We start from the raw sequence: 18,740 nt of genomic DNA on the forward strand, positions 1-18,740 counted from the left end.
GTTACCGTGGCCGCATTCAGCATGCACTGGTAGTGGAAGACACAACCCGCGCAGACAAGAGTGGCTCTAACGGTATTGAATCAGACAACAACAGCATTGGTCAGCCACGTTTGCCGATCACTAAACCACTGATCGCTAACCTGACTATTATTGGCCTGCCTAACCAGGCCGCGGCTACCAAAACTACTTTCCCTCCTGCTGGCACTGGTAAATACGGTGTAGCTGCACAGTGGAGAAGAAGCAGCCGCTTTGAAGTGTACAACTCTATCTTCCTGGGCTTCAACAATGGTATTTTGCTGGATAACACCGTTCCAACCGGTGGTACTGCTGCAGACCAGACTACCCAGCAGAGATATTGCGATGGTACTTCAATCCTCAAAAACAACATGGTGCATGCCTTTAACCTGGCATTTACCGGCAACCCTGCATATAGCTGCACTAAACCATTACCTGATGGCGTTGACAACAACACTTCATATGTTGCTGCTGATCCGAACGCTTCCCTCAAACTGGTGAATCCGTTCAACAGGGGTGTTGCTGGTTTCTACATGCCCAGAACAGGAGCTCCTACCGTTGCTTCACCTGCTTTAACCGGTGGTTTAACTACTGGCTTACCTTCAGGTTTAACCGGTACTTCCTACAGAGGCGCATTCGATGGTACCAACAACTGGGCCAGCGGATGGACTGTATTTGCTTACTAATTATTCTTTATGGCGTGGCTGGTCTGTTTTACAGATCAGCCACTTTTTAATCAATGTTTTATAAAATGAGGTATTCTACTGTAATGTTTTTGTTGTGCATATTACTGGGTATGCAACTGTTGTCCTGTAAAAAAGGAACTGTGCTGGAAGGAGAGAAATTTGTGGAAGTATATATTCCCTTTGTATTTCAAACCGGCGATACACTTGATTTATATATAGATGGGAAACTGGCGCAAACGCAGACAACCAACAGAAGCTCTTTTAATGTAGTACTGAAACAGAAGGAGCAACTAAACATCAGCATCCATAAAACAGGTGTTGCTGCCGCATTGACTGATACCACCGTAACTGTTAAAACAGATAAAGTATCGCTTAGTTACGCGTATGATCCCGCATTGGGATTTAATCGTTTCGTAAATCCAGGCGATTTTGACCGCCCATCCAGTGATAGCATCGCTTTCATCCTTGTCAATAATTATACAAAATTCGGTTCCGGGAAAATAAACGTTACTATCTATCGCAATAACAGTAAAGACTATACGGCTAACCCGGCCGACTCAGTTACTATCATTAAAGATCTTGCCCTGGGCGCCATGTCAGCGAAATTTGTGCTGCCCTCCAAAACTGCCGATGGAGTTAAGAACCTGTATGTGGCCGTTGTACGTGATGCGGCGAGCGGTGTAGATGGTTATGGAGAATATAATGCAGATTTTGGAGCTCCGGCGAATGCCGCCTATGTTTTTATCAATGATGACGCTACCGCCGGCGCCGCAGATGGCCTTATCAACGGGATTAAAATCAGCCTGTACGAATACGACAGCGGCTCAAAATTATACTATTTACCGGATGCTTCTCTTGCTTTCCAGTTTTAATACCTCATTCCTTGCCTGGCTCCTCCGCCAGGCTTTTTTTTCCTTTCCCGCCGGATAAATCTTCCCCGCTGGTACAGTTTATTTACTTTTCTGTTCGTTTTATTTTATTTTAACGCGATGTAGTAATAAAACTGTGCGAACCCATGAAGATAAGACCAGGATCAGTTTATATCCTTCCATTCCTGTTAAGCACCCTGCTGCTGACAGGATTTCAGAAAAGCAGGCCACCGCGGAAAGATACACGGCCTAATATAATCGTTATCCTTGCAGATGATATGGGATTTTCAGATGCGGGCTGTTATGGTGGCGAGATCCATACGCCCAACATCGATTTCCTGGCGGCTAACGGTATCCGCTATACGCAGTTCTATAATACCTCGCGTTGCTGCCCCACACGCGCTTCCCTGCTCACCGGCTTATATAACCAGCAGGCGGGTATCGGGAAGATGACCGATGCGGAGGATGAGCCGGGATACCTTGGCCATCTCTCAGAGAACGCGGTTACCCTGGCGGAAGTCCTGAAAACAGCCGGTTACCAGACCGCTATGTCGGGCAAGTGGCATGTGTCTAACACCAACGGGCAAAAAACTCCCGCTGAACAAATGGCCTGGCTCAACCATCATCAAACATTCGGCGATTTTTCCCCGCTCTCACAATATCCTACCAGTCGTGGCTTCGATCAGTTCTTTGGCACCATCTGGGGAGTTGTGGATTTCTTTGACCCCTTCAGCCTGGTGAGCGGAACAACGCCCATTACAAAGGTGCCGGAACACTACTATCATACAGACGCTATCAACGATACCGCGGTGGCCTATATCAAAGGCTATGCAGATACCCAAAAGCCCTTCTTCCTTTATGTAGCCCACAATGCGCCCCACTGGCCGCTGATGGCGCTGCCGGAGGATATAGCAAAGTATAAAGACACCTATAAGGCCGGATGGGAAGCCATCCGCAACGCCCGGTATAACAAAATGGTGAAAATGGGATTGATCGACCCCGCTACCACGCCATTGCCCAAACGCTGGAAAGATGATCAGACCTGGGCGCAAAACCCTGATACAGCCTGGGATGCCATGGCCATGGCAGTGCATGCCGCTATGATAGACCGGATGGACCAGGGGATAGGCCGCATCATTGAAGCGCTGAAAGCAACCGGGCAGCTGGATAACACCCTTATCCTGTTCCTGTCCGACAACGGCGCCAGCCCCGAAAACTGCGCCGGCTACGGACCAGGATTCGATCGCCCCAATGAAACACGCGATGGCCGCAAGATTATTTATGCCACTAAAAAACAGGCAATGCCCGGCCCGCAAACCACGTACTCATCAATCGGGCCAACATGGGCCAATGTAGCCAATACCCCTTATCAATACTGGAAAGCTGAATCTTACGAAGGCGGTATCCATACTCCTTTGATCGCCTGCTGGCCCAAAGGGATCACCGCAGGGAAAGGCGGCTTCAGTCATCATACCGGCCATGTGATGGACTTCATGTCTACCTTCACGGAGCTGGCGCACGCGCAGTACCCTAAGGTGTATAACGGTCATAAGATCCCCGCTACTACAGGTACCAGCCTGCTGCCATCTTTCAAAAATAAAAATACCACAGGGCACGATCAGCTGTTCAACGAGCACTTTGGCGCAAGGTACGCACGCTCCGGGAACTGGAAACTGGTTTCGCTTAGTAACGATACTACCTGGCGGTTATTTAATCTTGCCGCAGATAAAACAGAAACGAACAACCTGGCCGCTCAATACCCCGAAAAGGTGCTGCAGCTGCAAACCCTTTGGTACCAATGGGCGCAAACACACCAGGTGTTTCCAAAACCAGGCAGCCGTAAAACAGTTAAATGAAAATTAACCTTTAATTACTTATATGAATAAGATTTCACGCAAACTTTTGATGATAGCCCTGCTGGCAGGCGGCATGGCCTGTAATGAAGTAAAACAACCCGAAAAGAAGCCCGAATGGATTTCCCTGTTTAACGGAAAAGATATCAACGACTGGATCGTGAAGATCCATCACCATGAAGTGGGAGAGAACTTTGGCAATACCTTCCGGGTGGAAGACAGTATCATCAAGGTGCGTTATGACCAGTACGGCGACTTTAACGACCAGTTCGGGCATCTCTACTATAAACAACCCTTCTCACATTATCATCTCAAATTTGAGTACCGTTTCGTTGGTAAATGGTATCCCTCCGCACCGGAATACACCCTGCTGAACAGCGGCGTTATGTTCCACTCGCAGGACCCGCGTACTATGCCAAAGGAACAGGACTGGCCCATTTCCGTGGAAATGCAGCTGCTGGCTGGTCTTGGCGATGGTAAGCCACGGCCCACCGGCAATATGTGCTCCCCCGGCACCAACGTGGTATATAAAGGAAAGCTGGACGAAACGCATTGTATTGAATCCACCTCCAAAACATATGAAGGAGAACAATGGGTGAGGGGAGAACTGATCGTATTGGGCGACTCCCTCATCACGCACATCATCAACGGCGATACGGTGCTGCAGTATTCCAAACCGCAGATCGGCGGCGGCGTGGTGAAGAATTACGACTCCACGGTGAAAATAGATGGCAAACTGCTCTCCAAAGGATTTATTGCCCTGCAAAGCGAAGGCCAGCCGGTTGATTTCAGGAGGATTGAGATCCTGAACCTGGAGCACTAACGGTAACGGGTATCTTAAAATAAGCGAGGCGGTATCATAGATAAATGATACCGCCTCGCTTATTTATTGCTTCAGAAAAAGAAATTATATGCCTCAGAAATGATACAGGAATACCACATCGCCTGTGTAAGCTGGTTTGGGCTTTCCCTTAATGCTGAGCGTGGCGCCGATCACCACTTTTGTAACGCCTCTTAAATCGATTATGGAATTGAGCTTCGCTTTCAATTGAACTTCGTCGTTCACCAGCACCGGCTGACCAAACTTAAACTGCTCTATGCCGTAGTTTATTTCCATCTTAACATTGCGTATATCTGCAATCTGCTTCCATAGATAAGGAATCAATGCCAATGTGAGATAGCCATGGGCAATGGTGGTTTTGAAAGGCCCTTCATTTTTGGCTCTTTCCTCATTGCAGTGGATCCATTGATGATCCAGTGTTGCATCCGCAAATTTATTGATCTGTTCCTGGTCTATTTTGTGCCATTCAGAACTGCCTATTTCCTTACCCTCATAGGCCTGGTATTCCGCGAAACTGTTAATGATTACCATAATAATTTTTACTTGTTATTTAAAGTTGTAGGGCCCTGACAATACAAAGAACATCGCCAGGATAAACAGGTTCAACCTACTTCTATTTCTCCGGATATCCAAACATTATTCCATTTTCATTTTGGCAGATGGGACAGTAAATTCCCATTCTTCTCATAAAATATTTAAATTAGGCGCATGAAGGAAACCGTTTTAGACAATCCCGCCTGGGAGGCGTTAACCAGCAGGCACGCACACTTTGCACAAGGAACAGATCATGCAAAAAGATACCAGCCGGGAATATTGCCCTTTGTAGCCTGTAAACAAACAAATGATAACAGCATTGCGGCACTGGACGCCTGGATGAATACAGGAGAATCATTTTATATCATCGGGGAATTACCGGTACTGCCAGGCAACTGGATCAAAGAAAACGAGCTGCCCTGCGCGCAGATGGTACTTCGTTCAATGCCGGCGCCGCTTCCTGAAAACGATGCAGCCATGATCTCTTTGCTGGGGCCTGAAGATGCAGACGACATGTATACACTCATTAACAGTATTCAACCGGGGTACTACTATCCCGGTACACGGTTGCTGGGCAGTTATTATGGCATACGGCACAATGGTATGCTGATAGCTATGGCCGGCGAACGCATGCGTATCAACGGCTTCACGGAACTGAGCGCCATTTGCACCCACCCGGATCATACCGGTCGGGGCTATGCGCAAAAGCTGATCACACAGCTATGTTACCGGCATGCAGACGAAGGCATCACTTCTTTTTTGCATGTGGCGTTGTCGAATGAGCGCGCTATAAGGTTGTATGCACATATGGGTTTTGAACTGAGAAGGGAGATTAGTTTTTATAAGGTGAGGAAGTGAGGCTCACCTCCCATACACCGCACCCCAGATAAAATACGCATTCAGCAACACATACACCGCCGGCACCACCAGCGATAACCCTTTATCCAGCCGGCGGCTCTGCTCTGTTTTCCCCGCTTTGATAAGTTGCAGCGACCATGCCGAAGAAGTGATCACCACGAAAATAAAAAACAGGGTGATACCATGCAGGGTATCCACCAGTGTGAAAGTGGTGGAGTCGGGGAGGGAGGAGTCAATGATATATTTATTACCAATGGCGGCAAACAACGATCCCACGCCAAGTCCGAACCGGGAATCAATATTGTCTGCATGAATATAAAAGCAGAGGTAGGCGATCAGGAAAGAAACATACATGCCCAGGAACATCTTCCAGAACAACTGGGTGGCATCACGGTCTATCCCTATTCTTACGGTAAAATTACTGTACTCTGTATGCGGCGCCGGAATGCTGTTATCGCCAAACGCCGTTTCATAGGCTTTAATCCCGGTGTTGATCTTAAAACTGTCGATGTTCCATCCTCTCAGTGTAAAACGGGGGTCGAAGTGTTTGCCAAGTGAATCCACTGAAAATACCAGCGACTTAGCATCAAACTGCGAGTTTTCAATGGAGAACCGCAACCGCTGCCGGTCGAAGGGAAAGTTGTTGATCCGCCAGGAATCTTTCATCACGCACTGCAGTTTCATCAGCAGGTAGATCCTGCCGTTGGAGGAATCGATGGTGGAATAGGATTTGGTAAACGTTTTAGCCTGGGGGACTTCAAGGTTCTGTACAAAATCAAATGCTTTATTTTTATAGGTAAGCCATAACCACAGGTTAATGGTATACTCGCTTTGTTTGAAGTCGATATCATGAATGCTGGTGATATAGATACCGGTTTTAACCGTATCCGGTGGCTCCTGCCGCGCTACCGCAGGGAGGATCAATACGATAAGACAGTTGAAAAGCAGCAGTAATTTTTTCATTCACACCTTCTTTAACTGTGAGCAGAAAGTATATGCTTTTTATAAAGATACAATTCTCCCGGCAGTTAACCGCTGCAGGATAGTACAGGTTGCACAGGCGGATTTTTAATTTTAATATCACGGCATAAAATGCTGCATGAAAAATAGATATTCCCTTTGGCTGTTGCTGGTATTATGCACGGCCGCTATCAGTACCCTGGGGCAATCGTCGGTACTACCGGTGAACCTCCGTTGTGAATACCTGGTAAATCCTACCGGCATCGATGAGCTGCAACCCCGCCTCAGCTGGACGTTGCAGGCCACCGATACCAATGCCCATGCCCAGCGGCAAACGGCTTACCGCATCCTGGTAGCGGCTACTGCAAAGGACCTGGAGGAAAACAAAAGCTCCCTCTGGAACTCCGGTTGGGTGAGCACAGATGATATGCAGCATATTGTATACAAGGGAAAACCCCTGCAGGATGACCAGTCGTACTACTGGAAAGTAAGCGTGAAAGACGAGAAGGGACGCATATCCGGCTGGAGCCCTGCCGCGGTATGGACTACCGGTATCCTGCAACCGGGCGGCTGGAAAGCCGCCTGGATAGGCACAAACGAGATCTTTGATCCGAGGCAGCGCGATTGCAATATCTCTGATCCCTGGTTCCGTAAAACCTTTGATCTTACGGCGCAACCACGGAAAGCCAATATCTTTATCGCTTCGGTGGGGTATCATGAATTATATGTGAATGGAAAAAAGATAGGCGATGGCGTGATGGCGCCGGCAGTAACCAATCACGCAAAAAGGGCGCGTTATGTTACCTATGATATTGCTTCAGCGCTTCACCCGGGAAAGAACGTGGTCGCCATCTGGCTCGGTACCTCGTGGTCTATTTTCGGACCATACATCGCGCCGGGCAAACCGCAAACACCTATTGTTACCGCACAGGCGGCCATTTATAATGAAGACGCAGCCACGCCCGCCCTGCTCCTTAAAACAGACGGCACCTGGCTCACGCATCCCAGCCCGAATAAACTGCTGGGCGTATGGGACTTCGCACGCATGGGAGGGGAATTGTGGGATGCCGGTAAGGAAACAGACAACTGGAACACCATCCAGGCAGATGAAAGCACCTGGCGCACTGCTACGGAATACCATCCCCACCTGCTGTTGTCGGCCCAAATGACGGAGCCGAATAAAGTGATGAACGAAATAAAGCCCCGTTCCATAGAAGCCCGGCCGGATGGCAGTTTTCGTGTAGACATGGGCGTTAATTTCGCCGGGTGGACCGCCATTCGCGTAAAAGGAAATCCCGGCGACCGGATCGATTTCCAGTATTCGGAACGGGAACAGATGGATATGACCTTTGGTCTGCACAGCGCTTATATTATCGGGAAAAGCGGGGAAGGGGAGTTCCATAATCGTTTTAATTACAGCTCGGGAAGATGGATCACTATACGCGGACTGAAATACAAACCTGCCCCCGAAGATATCCGGGGGTGGCTGGTGCGCACGGATTATGAAACCGCAACCACTTTTGCCTGCTCCGATTCGCTGCAGAACTGGATCTACGACCACGTGCGGTGGACCTACGAAAATTTATCGCTGGGCGGTTATATTGTAGATTGCCCTCAACGCGAGCGCCTTGGCTACGGCGGGGATGCGCATGCCACCTGCGAAACAGGGATGTTCAACTACCGTCTCGGCGCTTTTTATACCAAATGGATGGAAGACTGGCGCGATGTACAGGGAACCGAATCCATTGTGGGCAATATGTACGATACTTCCTGGGCGCATAAGGGCATCATGAGCGGGCGCCCTCTTCATAAAGGCATCCTGCCGCATACGGCCCCCACTTTTAGTGGCGGCGGCGGGCCTGCATGGGGCGGCATCTTCGTGTCGCTGCCCTGGTTCCTTTACCAGCAGGAGGGCGACCGGAGAGTGCTGGAAAAGAATTTTGAGATGATAAAGAACTGGCTGGCTTTCCTGGATACACAAACAGAAAATCATTTGCTCAAAAGGTTTGGCGGCAAATGGGATTTCCTGGGCGACTGGCTCTGGCCGGGCGCTACAGCGGAAGGCATGAATAACGATAAGCCGCAAACGGTTTGCCTGAATAACAGCTACCGGGTATATAATTTACGCACTGCCGCAAAGATAGCCAGGGTACTGGGTAAAAATGCCGATGCCCAACATTGGGAACAACAGGCCGCCGATGCCGCCAAAGCGATCAACGCAAAATTCTACAACGCGGCAGACCATAGCTATTCCGATAGCTCTATGGCTAACCTGGCCGCGGCCCTGCTGGCGGAAGTGCCACCGCCGGCGGAACGCGCCGCCGTGATGAAAAGGTTGGAAACGGAGATCCTGGTAAACCGTAAAGGACATATTCATGTAGGTATTACCGGCGGTGCGCTCCTGTTTAAACTGCTGCGTGATGAAGGCCGCGATGATCTCATTTACAGTATGACCTCCCAAACCACTTATCCCAGCTGGGGCTATATGAAAGCCAATGATGCCACTACCATTTGGGAAATGTGGGAGAAAGACCTGCCAGGGCATTCCCTGCTGCATAGCTCCTATCTCTATCCAGGCGCCTGGTATATCAACGGGGTGGCGGGCATCCGCCAGGATCCGCAATCCGGCAAGGGCTTCCGGCATTTTGTAGTGCGGCCTCCATTGCTCACGGAGGCGCAGTTGAAATGGGCGCATGCTTCCTTCAACACTTCTGCAGGAGAAATTAAAACGGCCTGGCAACGGGAAGGAAACGGGCTTACCATGGAAGTAAGCGTTCCGCCCAACTGCACCGCCACGGTAGAGCTGCCGGAGCGGGAAGGCGCACGCGTAAAAGAAAGCAGCGGCTATATGAAAAAGAAGGGTACCAGGAACGGCTATACGTTGTTTGAATTGCCCGCAGGAAAATATACGCTGCGCACCATATAATCTCCCGGAAAAAAACGTAGCAGGATATTAATGCTGCTTTTTTTTATCTCCCGGGGAAAGTTTTACGGCTTTTACAATCCAGGGTAAAGAAATACCCTGGCCAATAAGCGTGATGAGCACCACCACTACGGAAATAAACAGGATGGCATTCCGTTCAGGAAAAGGCGCATCGTCTTTCAGCGTGAGCGGCAGGTTAATGGCAATGGCCAGCGACACAATGCCCCGCATACCAGACCAGCTGATGATCAGGCTGTTTTTGAAATCCAGTAAGGCATTTTCAGTGATCCGTCCTTTTCCTTTTTTGAACGCCTGGTCCAGGTTGATCTGTTGAAGGAATACCCTGCCCATGCGTAGCAGCAATGCTACCACCGTAATAATAAATCCATAACCGATATAAGGCCAGATCCGGTCGCTGGGAATACTTTTGATAATATAGGGAAACTGCAGCCCGATGAGAATGAAGATCAGACCGTTTAACAGGAAGATGATAATATCCCAGATATTCCTCGACTGCTGTTTTAATTTTTCAGGGAACACTTTTCCGCTGAACCTGGAAATCAGCAATCCCAGCATCACTACGGCAATCACGCCGGAAACATGCAGCTCTTCTGCCATCAGGTAAGTAACAAAAGGCATCAGCAGCATAAAGCTGATCGTTACCAGGTCGTTGTGATGTACCATTTTCAGGATCACTGCCAGGATCCTGCTCATTACCATACCGGCCAGTACGCCGCCTGCCATCAGTACCGCAAATTCCAGCGAAGCCTTCCAGAATACAAAGGCGGTGCCCATGGCCGCAGCAATGGCAAAGTGATAGGTGACCAGTGCGGAAGCATCGTTGATCAGGCTTTCGCCTTCCAGGATGGTGATCGTTTTATGGGAAAGCCCCAGCCCTTTGGTAATACTCATGGCCGCCACAGCATCGGTGGCCGACAGGATAGCGCCCAGCACAAAAGCCAGGGGCCAGCTCATACCCGGAATAAGATAGTGCGCAATCACCGCGATGGCGGCTGCTGTCATAAACACCAAACCAATAGCCAGTGTGCCAATGGTATTGAAGTTGGTTCTGAATTCCTCTGGGGAGATATTAAAGGCAGCATCGTATAACAATGGCGGAAGAAATATCAGGAACACAATATCCGGGTTCAGCGTGATATTGGGCAGGGCTGGAATAAATCCGATGCCTATTCCCGCGGAGATCAGCAGCACCGGGTAAGGTAGCTTTATTTTGTCGGCCATGGCCGACAGGATGATCATGATAGCCAGTATAAAAATGACGATGCTGTAATTCTCCATACCATTTGTTTGTTTGCAAATGTATAGTTTTAATGAGATAAGCAGCATCCGCCGGCTACCGGTGTCAGGAGGCTTTACTGATCTGTTGTTCCCGCCATTTTATGAACATGATATGATAAGCAAATTCAAGATACAGGTGATCGTCCAGCATTTCCAGCACCAGCATTTTACGCTGCGCCTTGTCCCTGTCGCTTTGTTTGATGTGATCATATTGCGCCAGCTGGTCCTGCAACGCAGCTTCCATTGATTTCACCAATGCCGGGAATGCCTCAATAGCAGTACCGGTAATGAGCTTTCCTTTGGCGGTAGCCTTCAGCTCCTGGATCTTCTGATGGGTCAGTTCCGGCATTTTTATGCCCGGAAGATGAAAAACATTATTGGGTTGCATAGCCATACTTTCACAGAATTGGGTTAGTTTAAATGAGGGCAGTTGACAGGCCCTATACTTAATAGAGTATAAAAATTCCGGATGGTTACAAAAACTTAGAAGTTTTTGTAACTTCCTTTCAGAAATAACCATCCTAATGAAATCACAATGACTACACTCCAACAAACAGACACCGAAATCGACAATGATCTGATCAATAGAGTACTGGCCGGGGAGCCCCAATTGTATGAACAGCTGATGCGCCGTCACAACGCCCGCCTGTTCAGGATCGGGATGACCATGCTGGACAACGATATGGATGCGGAAGACGCCATGCAGACCACCTACATCAATGCCTATACGAATCTCGATAAGTTCAGGCAGGAATCTTCCTTTGGCACCTGGCTTACCAGGATAATGGTCAATGAATGCAGCCAGCTGCTCAAGAAAAGGAACAGGCTGGTAAGTGAAGACATCTCCGTACTGGACGATCATCATCCGTCCAACGCCGCGGGTATAAAAGAATCGCCCGTATCAAAAGTGATCAACAAGGAATTGGGCAGGGCGCTGGAACTGGCCTTGCTGCAGTTGCCGGAAAAATACCGGCTGGTATTTGTAATGAGGGAGGTAGAAGGACTGAACGTAGCTGCTACGGCTGCTGCGTTAAACATTTCCACGGTAAACGTAAAGGTAAGATATGTCAGGGCACGGCTCATGCTGCGCGGGAAGATCTCCGATTATTATAAAAACGACCTGGTGTTTCCGTTCCATCTTATCCGCTGCGACAGGGTGGTTTTCTATGTGCTGGACAAACTCGGTATCGCGCATTAATAATATTAATATGAACAAACGGCTGATAGTAATTATCAGCCGTTTGTTTAAGGGAGGTTTATTTTTTTGCGTAGTGCATGCACACTACACCGGAGGAGAACGCAGTGGAGGCTATCAGCTTTAAGTTAACCCGCTCCCGGATGCCCTTGAATAAAGGGATGCCTTCGCCTATTAATACCGGGTTGATAAACAGCCAGAATTCATCTACCAACTTGTACTGCATCAGCGACTGTGTAGCGCCGGGGCTGCCGAAAATAATGATTTCTTTGCCGGGCAGCTGTTTCAGGGCGTTTATCTTTCCATGAAAATCATCGCTGAGCACCGTAGTTTTATCTTTTTGCAATCCTTTGAGTGAGTTGGACAAAACGATCTTGTCTACCTGCTTGTACCAGGTGGAATGTTCAATGTCGTGTTTGGAGGCATTGGGCTTATCGGCAGCCGTAGGCCAGTAGTTGTCCATCAACTCATACGTAACCCTTCCGTATAAAGCGGTGTCTGACTCGTTGGTGCGTTGCGCCGCAAAATCGAATATTTCATCATTCACAGTGATCCAGTCCATTTCCCCGGTAGGACCGGCTACAAAGCCATCCAGGGATACGTGCATGAAGGAAACTATTTTTCTCATAATGATATGTTTTTAAGTACAGTGCAAACATACCCCGCAAAGCTGATACCGTTGTGGTGCAATCCAGACATTTATAGGGGGGATCCCGTCATGCTGTAAAAGGTTTCCTGTGCCCATCTTATTTGCCAGTGTATTACCTGTAAGCGATCACATCAATTAAAAGATAAGCCATATATAAGCCTTATGTAAGCCTTATGTAACACTTATATAAGCCTTATCTAATAGATATGACTTATGAATGTCTTATCATCATTTTATTTAAAGGTGTACGATAAAGAAAGGTAAAATAGCGCAGGGCGGTGGCTTAAATGGATGTTTACCTGGTACCGGCGTCAGGGGGCATAAAACAACAAAGCCTCCCGGGGGGAGGCATTTGTTTTATAGGTTGTCAGTATTGCCTAGATTAATTTCAGCACTTCTTCTCCCATGGCATGGGTGCCCAGGATCTTATCGGCCGGGGTTTGTTTGTCGGCGATGTCTCCGGTACGGAAGCCTGCTTTCAGTACGCCGTCTACAGCGCTGATCACTGCTTCGGATTCAGCTTTCATGCCAAAGGAAATATCCAGCAGCAGGGCGGCGGAAAGAATGGAAGCCAGCGGGTTGGCTACACCTTTGCCGGTGATATCGTGCGCAGAGCCATGAATGGGCTCGTATACGCCGGTGCCATCGCCTACGGAGGCGGAGGCCAGCATACCCATGGAGCCGGCAATCTGTGAAGCTTCATCGGTGAGGATATCGCCAAAGAGATTGGCGGTAACCACCACGTCGAAGCGGCGGGGATCCTTGATCAGGAGCATAGCGGTAGCATCTACGAACTGGTGCTCCACTTCCACGTCGGGATAGTCGGCCGCTACTTTCTGTACTACTTCGCGCCAGAGGCGGGAGGTTTCAATGACGTTGGCTTTATCAACGGAGCAGAGTTTTTTCCGGCGGGTGCGGGCGGCTTCAAAAGCTTTACGGGCAATGCGCTCTACTTCGTATCGACTGTATTCCGCGATATCATAAGCGGTATCGCCGTCGTTTTTCCGGCCTTTTTCACCAAAGTAAATATCGCCGGTCAGTTCACGGAAGAACAGGATATCGGCGCCTTTTAATATTTCAGGCTTGATGCTGGAAGCGCCCAGCAGCTCATCAAATAATTTGATGGGGCGGAGGTTGGCATATAAACCCAGTTCCTTGCGCATTTTCAGCAGGCCCTGTTCGGGTCTTACTTTGGCGGATGGGTCGTTATCGTATTTCGGATGACCAACAGCGCCAAACAGCACTGCGTCTGATTTGCGCATCTTTTCCAGTGATTCGTCCGGTAAGGGGTTACCGGTAGCCTCAATGGCTACGTGGCCTATCAGCGCTTCATCGTAGGTAAAGGTATGTCCGAATTTTGCAGCTATCTTGTCTAAAACCTTTTTTCCTACTGCAGTTACTTCCTGTCCGATTCCATCTCCCGGAACAATTAAAATATGTTTGGTAGCCATTCAGTTGTTATTGATAGTTTAGATTAGGTTCAGCATTTTTTGGGTGGCCTTGATAGCGGATACGGTCTGGTCGCTGTCCAGCCCCCGGGTCTTGAACTCCTTGTTGTTCAAACGCCAGGTGATGATGGTTTCGCAGAGTGCATCGCTTTTACCGCCGGGTGGAATGCGCACAGCATAATCGGCCAGCGGGGGCAGTTCCTTTTTGAGCTTTTTGTATACTTTTTTTAGTGCGTTCATGAACGCATCGTACTGGCCGTCGCCCTGCGAGTGCTCCTCGTATACTTCCCCATTGATGGAGATCTTTAAGGCCACGGAAGGGTTCAGGTTTTTGGAGTGGGTGAGCACATAGTTTTCTATGGTCACTTTTTCCTCGATGCGGTTACTGTCCAGCACATCGGAAATAACATAAGGCAGGTCTGCCTGTGTAAGCACCTCTTTCCGGTCGCCCAGCTCAATGATGCGTTGCGTTACCTTTTTCAGATCAGGATCCGACAGTTTGATGCCGAGCTGCTGCAGGTTGTTTTCTATATTGGCTTTGCCGCTGGTTTTGCCCAGGGCGTATTTACGGGTGCGGCCAAAGCGTTCCGGCATCAGGTCGCTGAAGTACAGTTTGTTCTTCTTGTCGCCGTCTGCATGGATACCGGCGGTTTGTGTAAATACGTTTTCCCCTACAATCGGTTTATTCACCGGGATGCGGAAGCCTGAAAATGTTTCCACCAGCTTGCTTACGGTATACAGGGATGTTTCTGCCACAGAGGTTTTTACTTCCGGCAGGAAATCGTTCATTACTGCAATGGCGCTGGCGAGCGATGCGTTACCGGCTCTTTCACCCATACCGTTAATGGTAAGATGAATGCCATGTGCGCCGGCTTTTACGCCTTCGAGTACATTGGCGGTGCCGAGGTCGTAATCGTTGTGCGCATGAAAATCGAAGTGGCTTTTCGGATAGCGTTGCACGATCTCCGTAATGAATTCCTTTACTTCATCGGGGGTGAGCACACCCAGGGTATCCGGCAGCATGATGCGCTTTACGGGTACCGTTTGGAGGAAGTCGAGATACTGGAATACATAGTCCCTCGAATGGCGCATCCCATTGCTCCAGTCTTCCAGGTACACATTGCATTCCAGTCCTTTTTTCCTGGCCAGTGCTATCACGGCGGCTACTTCCGCAAAGTGTTCTGCGGGCTTTTTCTTTAACTGGTGTGTTAAATGATTCAGCGAGCCTTTGGTGAGCAGGTTCATTACTTTTGCGCCGGCTTTCAGCATCCATTCTACCGATACATCCCCATCCACGAAGGTGAGCACTTCCACTTTATTTAACAGGCCATTGGTTTTGGCCCATTTGGTAATTGCCTTTACCGCAGCAAACTCGCCTTCGGAAACCCGGGCGGAGGCAATTTCAATCCTGTCCACTTTTACTTCTGTCAGCAAAAGTTGTGCGATGGTTAGTTTCTCTGAGGGCGAAAAAGATACTCCGCTGGTTTGTTCACCGTCACGGAGTGTGGTGTCCATTATTTCAACGTGGCGCTGGGTCACTGGCATAATACTTATGGAATGTTTTAGTAGAGGCTCTTATCGGCGAATGCTTTTATTTCGTCTTTCATAGCCTGCAGGTAATCGATATCATCATAGCCATTCATCAGGTTATGCTTTTTATAGCTGTTGATGTCAAAAGACTCGCTTTCACCGGTAGCGGGAATGGTAATGGTTTGTGCTTCCAGGTTCACTTCCACTTCCGCTTTAGGATCGGATTCGATGGCGGTGAATATTTTATCGAGGAACTCAGGGCTTACCTGTACGGGTAAGATACCGATATTTAAAGAGTTATTTTTGAAGATGTCGGCAAAGAAGCTGGACACCACGCAACGGAACCCGTAGTCGTAGATAGCCCATGCGGCGTGCTCACGGCTGCTGCCGCTGCCGAAGTTTTTACCCGCCACCAGTATTTTACCGGAATAGATCGGGTTATTTAAAACGAAGTCTTTTTTTGGTGTGCCGTCTGATTCATAGCGCCAGTCGCGGAACAGGTTATCACCAAAGCCTTTGCGCTCGGTTGCTTTCAGGAAGCGTGCAGGAATGATCTGGTCGGTGTCCACATTTTCGATGGGCATGGGTACTGCTGTACTCCTTAATATCGTGAATTTATCGTAAGCCATTTTTCGTTGATCGTTTATAAATATTGTAAGAAGGGATGATTAGGCAATCAGTTCTCTGGGGTCGGTTACAACGCCGGTTACTGCTGCTGCAGCGGCTACCAGCGGGCTTGCCAGCATGGTGCGGGAGCCGGGCCCCTGTCTGCCTTCAAAGTTCCTGTTACTGGTGCTCACGGCGTATTTACCGGCAGGCACCTTATCGTCGTTCATGGCCAGGCAGGCAGAACATCCGGGCTGACGCAGCTGGAAACCGGCTTCTGTCAGGATATCGAGGATACCTTCTTCTTTGATCTGTTGTTCTACAATATGCGAACCGGGAACGATCCAGGCAGTTACATGATCTGCTTTCTTTCTTCCTTTTACAATAGAGGCAAAAGCGCGGAAATCTTCAATACGGCCATTGGTACAGCTGCCAATGAATACGTAATCCACTTTTTTACCCAGCATGGCTTCTTCCTCATGGAAGCCCATGTACTGCAATGATTTTTCGTAGCTGGTTTTACTGTCGCCTGCCAGCGCTGAAGGGATATGTTTGGTGATACCCATGCCCATACCTGGGTTGGTACCATAAGTGATCATCGGCTCAATGTCTGCGGCATCGAAGGTGTATTCTTTATCGAATACAGCGCCTTCGTCTGTGCGCAATGTTTTCCAGTAAGCCAGGGCTTTATCCCATGCTTCGCCTTTAGGCGCTTTATCACGGCCTTTAATATAGTTGTAAGTGGTTTCGTCGGGAGCAATAATACCACCGCGGGCGCCCATCTCAATACTCATATTACAAACGGTCATACGGCCTTCCATGCTCATGTTTTCAAACACATCGCCTGCATATTCAACAAAGTAACCGGTAGCGCCGGCGGCGGTGAGCCTGGAAATAATATACAGGGTTACATCTTTTGGTGTAATGCCTTTACCCAGCTTACCTGTTACATTGATCCGCATTTTCTTTGGTTTGGGCTGCATAATGCACTGGGAGGAGAGCACCATTTCTACTTCAGAGGTACCGATACCAAATGCAATAGCTCCAAAAGCGCCATGGGTAGAAGTGTGGGAGTCGCCGCACACAATGGTCATACCCGGCAGGGTAATACCGTTTTCCGGACCTACCACATGCACAATACCATTTTTCGGGTTACCCAATCCCCAGTGGGAGATACCATATTTGTTGGAATTTGTTTCGAGGGCTTTCAGCTGGTTGGCGGAAAGCGGGTCCTGCACCGGCAAATGCTGGTTAATGGTAGGCGTATTGTGATCTGCTGTGGCAAAGGTCTTTTCAGGAAACATTACCTTTAAACCCCTGTTTTCCATTCCAAGAAAAGCCACAGGGCTGGTTACTTCATGAATAAAGTGGCGGTCGATAAAAAATACATCCGGACCATCTTCAATTTTCCTCACAACATGTGAATCCCATACTTTGTCAAATAAGGTAGCGGGTTTATTGCTCATTTTTTAAAATTTTAAAAGTAGCTACTTGATTGTTCAAATTTATTCATAAAATCCATTTTATTTCAATATTTTTTCTAAGGATAGGCCTCAAAAGGCCCTAAAATAGCAGTATTGACGGGCGTTTTAGCTTGTTTTACAATATATTGAGCTGATAGTCAGTACTTTGTAATTTTTCAAAGTTTCACTTGGAAACCCGCAAATTTTAGGTAACCGTACGCGGATAGTAATATGTTAGGGAGATATATAATTTATAAAAACATAATATGATTGAAGCTGGCGCCGGGAATTTCATGAAAGGCGAAATCCGCGGCTGAAGGAGGCGCGGATTTACTAACCAACGGGAAAGATGATTGATTATTAAGGCATTGTTGAGGGGAATTAAGTATTTACTTCACTAAGAAGGGGCTTATGTTCAGGGGGGATTAGATCATTGTTGAAACTAAACATTTACCTCATCCGCCCTGTAAGCATACACCCAATCCATTTTCTTCTTTTCCAGGTTGATAAAATGTTTCAGGAAGATATCCCGGAAAAAGGTGGCAACCGGGTTAGCTTTTGATTTCGATTTCCCGATCTTCCTGGCCTGGGCCACCACCTTTTCCACCCTTTTCTGCCGCAATGCCTGGAAAACAGAAAACGCCTTTTCAGGCTCCGCATATTTTGCCAGGCATTTCGCCAGTACGGCGCTGTCTTCCAGCGCAAGGGATGCACCCTGACCGGTATGCGGAGAAATAGCGTGTGCGGCATCGCCGATCAGGCATATATTTTTGGTATACCATTTTTCCAGCTGCGGCATATCATAGATAGGATAAGCGAAAAGATCCCGGGTGGCCGTGATGATCTTGTTTATTGCAGGCTGATCTTCCTGGTGGAGTTGCAGCAGCTCCGTTTTGATTTCCTGTTGCAGGGCGGGATCAATCTTTTTGCGGTCCGGTTCCTGTTCCAGGTAAAAGTTGTTGAACCACCACACCTCGCCTTTGTTAGAGGTAGCATACGCAAAGAACGCAC

General features: G+C 48.5%; 17 protein-coding genes. 7 read left to right on the plus strand and 10 right to left on the minus strand.

Going from position 1 to position 18,740, the window contains the following annotated elements; translation table 11 throughout:
• The 4 genes from VIM72_RS22045 to VIM72_RS22060 form a co-directional block, all read left to right on the plus strand.
• A partial coding sequence (locus tag VIM72_RS22045) for a hypothetical protein (protein ID WP_332004984.1) occupies positions 1-701 on the plus strand: 701 nt, incomplete at its 5' end.
• 65 nt (positions 702-766) lie between these two features.
• Positions 767-1,573, plus strand: a complete 807-nt coding sequence (locus VIM72_RS22050; protein ID WP_332004985.1) for a hypothetical protein — start codon at positions 767-769, stop codon at positions 1,571-1,573.
• A gap of 143 nt (positions 1,574-1,716) precedes the next feature.
• Positions 1,717-3,426: an arylsulfatase gene (locus VIM72_RS22055; RefSeq protein WP_332004986.1), complete on the plus strand. Its 1,710-nt coding sequence runs from the start codon at positions 1,717-1,719 to the stop codon at positions 3,424-3,426.
• 22 nt (positions 3,427-3,448) lie between these two features.
• Positions 3,449-4,246, plus strand: coding sequence for a DUF1080 domain-containing protein (locus VIM72_RS22060; protein ID WP_332004987.1), 798 nt, complete (start codon positions 3,449-3,451; stop codon positions 4,244-4,246).
• Between the two features lie 93 nt (positions 4,247-4,339).
• Here the strand turns inward: VIM72_RS22060 and VIM72_RS22065 are convergent, their stop codons facing one another.
• Positions 4,340-4,795, minus strand: a complete 456-nt coding sequence (locus tag VIM72_RS22065) for a MaoC family dehydratase (RefSeq protein WP_332004988.1) — start codon at positions 4,793-4,795, stop codon at positions 4,340-4,342.
• 177 nt (positions 4,796-4,972) lie between these two features.
• Between VIM72_RS22065 and VIM72_RS22070 the strand changes: the two genes are divergently transcribed.
• The gene (locus tag VIM72_RS22070; protein ID WP_332004989.1) at positions 4,973-5,656 is read left to right on the plus strand and encodes a GNAT family N-acetyltransferase; all 684 of its coding nucleotides are present in this window, start codon (positions 4,973-4,975) and stop codon (positions 5,654-5,656) included.
• A 3-nt stretch (positions 5,657-5,659) separates the two neighbouring features.
• Here the strand turns inward: VIM72_RS22070 and VIM72_RS22075 are convergent, their stop codons facing one another.
• The gene (locus VIM72_RS22075) at positions 5,660-6,619 is read right to left on the minus strand and encodes a hypothetical protein (RefSeq protein ID WP_332004990.1); all 960 of its coding nucleotides are present in this window, start codon (positions 6,617-6,619) and stop codon (positions 5,660-5,662) included.
• Positions 6,620-6,755: 136 nt separating this feature from the next.
• Between VIM72_RS22075 and VIM72_RS22080 the strand changes: the two genes are divergently transcribed.
• Positions 6,756-9,542, plus strand: a complete 2,787-nt coding sequence (locus tag VIM72_RS22080) for a family 78 glycoside hydrolase catalytic domain (RefSeq protein ID WP_332004991.1) — start codon at positions 6,756-6,758, stop codon at positions 9,540-9,542.
• Positions 9,543-9,569: 27 nt separating this feature from the next.
• On the opposite strand, the gene VIM72_RS22085 is transcribed toward VIM72_RS22080, so the two are convergent.
• Positions 9,570-10,838 carry a Na+/H+ antiporter gene (locus tag VIM72_RS22085; protein ID WP_332004992.1) on the minus strand — a complete coding sequence of 423 codons (1,269 nt, stop codon included), beginning with the start codon at positions 10,836-10,838 and terminating at the stop codon, positions 9,570-9,572.
• A 64-nt stretch (positions 10,839-10,902) separates the two neighbouring features.
• Positions 10,903-11,232 (minus strand): hypothetical protein, encoded by a 330-nt coding sequence (locus VIM72_RS22090; RefSeq protein WP_332004993.1) that lies wholly within the window; start codon positions 11,230-11,232, stop codon positions 10,903-10,905.
• 141 nt (positions 11,233-11,373) lie between these two features.
• Here VIM72_RS22090 and VIM72_RS22095 point away from each other — a divergent pair, with 141 nt between their 5' ends.
• The gene (locus VIM72_RS22095) at positions 11,374-12,036 is read left to right on the plus strand and encodes a sigma-70 family RNA polymerase sigma factor (RefSeq protein WP_332004994.1); all 663 of its coding nucleotides are present in this window, start codon (positions 11,374-11,376) and stop codon (positions 12,034-12,036) included.
• A gap of 58 nt (positions 12,037-12,094) precedes the next feature.
• On the opposite strand, the gene VIM72_RS22100 is transcribed toward VIM72_RS22095, so the two are convergent.
• The 6 genes from VIM72_RS22100 to VIM72_RS22125 form a co-directional block, all read right to left on the minus strand.
• Entirely contained in the window at positions 12,095-12,661 is a 567-nt protein-coding gene (locus tag VIM72_RS22100; RefSeq protein ID WP_332004995.1) for a dihydrofolate reductase family protein, read from the minus strand.
• 398 nt (positions 12,662-13,059) lie between these two features.
• Positions 13,060-14,133 carry a 3-isopropylmalate dehydrogenase gene (leuB, locus tag VIM72_RS22105; protein WP_332004996.1) on the minus strand — a complete coding sequence of 358 codons (1,074 nt, stop codon included), beginning with the start codon at positions 14,131-14,133 and terminating at the stop codon, positions 13,060-13,062.
• Between the two features lie 18 nt (positions 14,134-14,151).
• Positions 14,152-15,675 (minus strand): alpha-isopropylmalate synthase regulatory domain-containing protein, encoded by a 1,524-nt coding sequence (locus VIM72_RS22110; protein ID WP_332004997.1) that lies wholly within the window; start codon positions 15,673-15,675, stop codon positions 14,152-14,154.
• A 17-nt stretch (positions 15,676-15,692) separates the two neighbouring features.
• Positions 15,693-16,289, minus strand: a complete 597-nt coding sequence (leuD, locus tag VIM72_RS22115) for a 3-isopropylmalate dehydratase small subunit (RefSeq protein ID WP_332004998.1) — start codon at positions 16,287-16,289, stop codon at positions 15,693-15,695.
• Between the two features lie 39 nt (positions 16,290-16,328).
• A complete protein-coding gene (gene leuC, locus VIM72_RS22120; RefSeq protein WP_332004999.1) occupies positions 16,329-17,732 on the minus strand; it encodes a 3-isopropylmalate dehydratase large subunit in 1,404 nt (467 codons plus the stop codon).
• Between the two features lie 439 nt (positions 17,733-18,171).
• The coding region (locus VIM72_RS22125) for an FAD-dependent monooxygenase (RefSeq protein ID WP_332005000.1) at positions 18,172-18,740 on the minus strand (569 nt) is incomplete at its 5' end.

The organism is Chitinophaga sp. (genome assembly GCF_036569185.1).
Lineage (GTDB): Bacteria > Bacteroidota > Bacteroidia > Chitinophagales > Chitinophagaceae > Chitinophaga.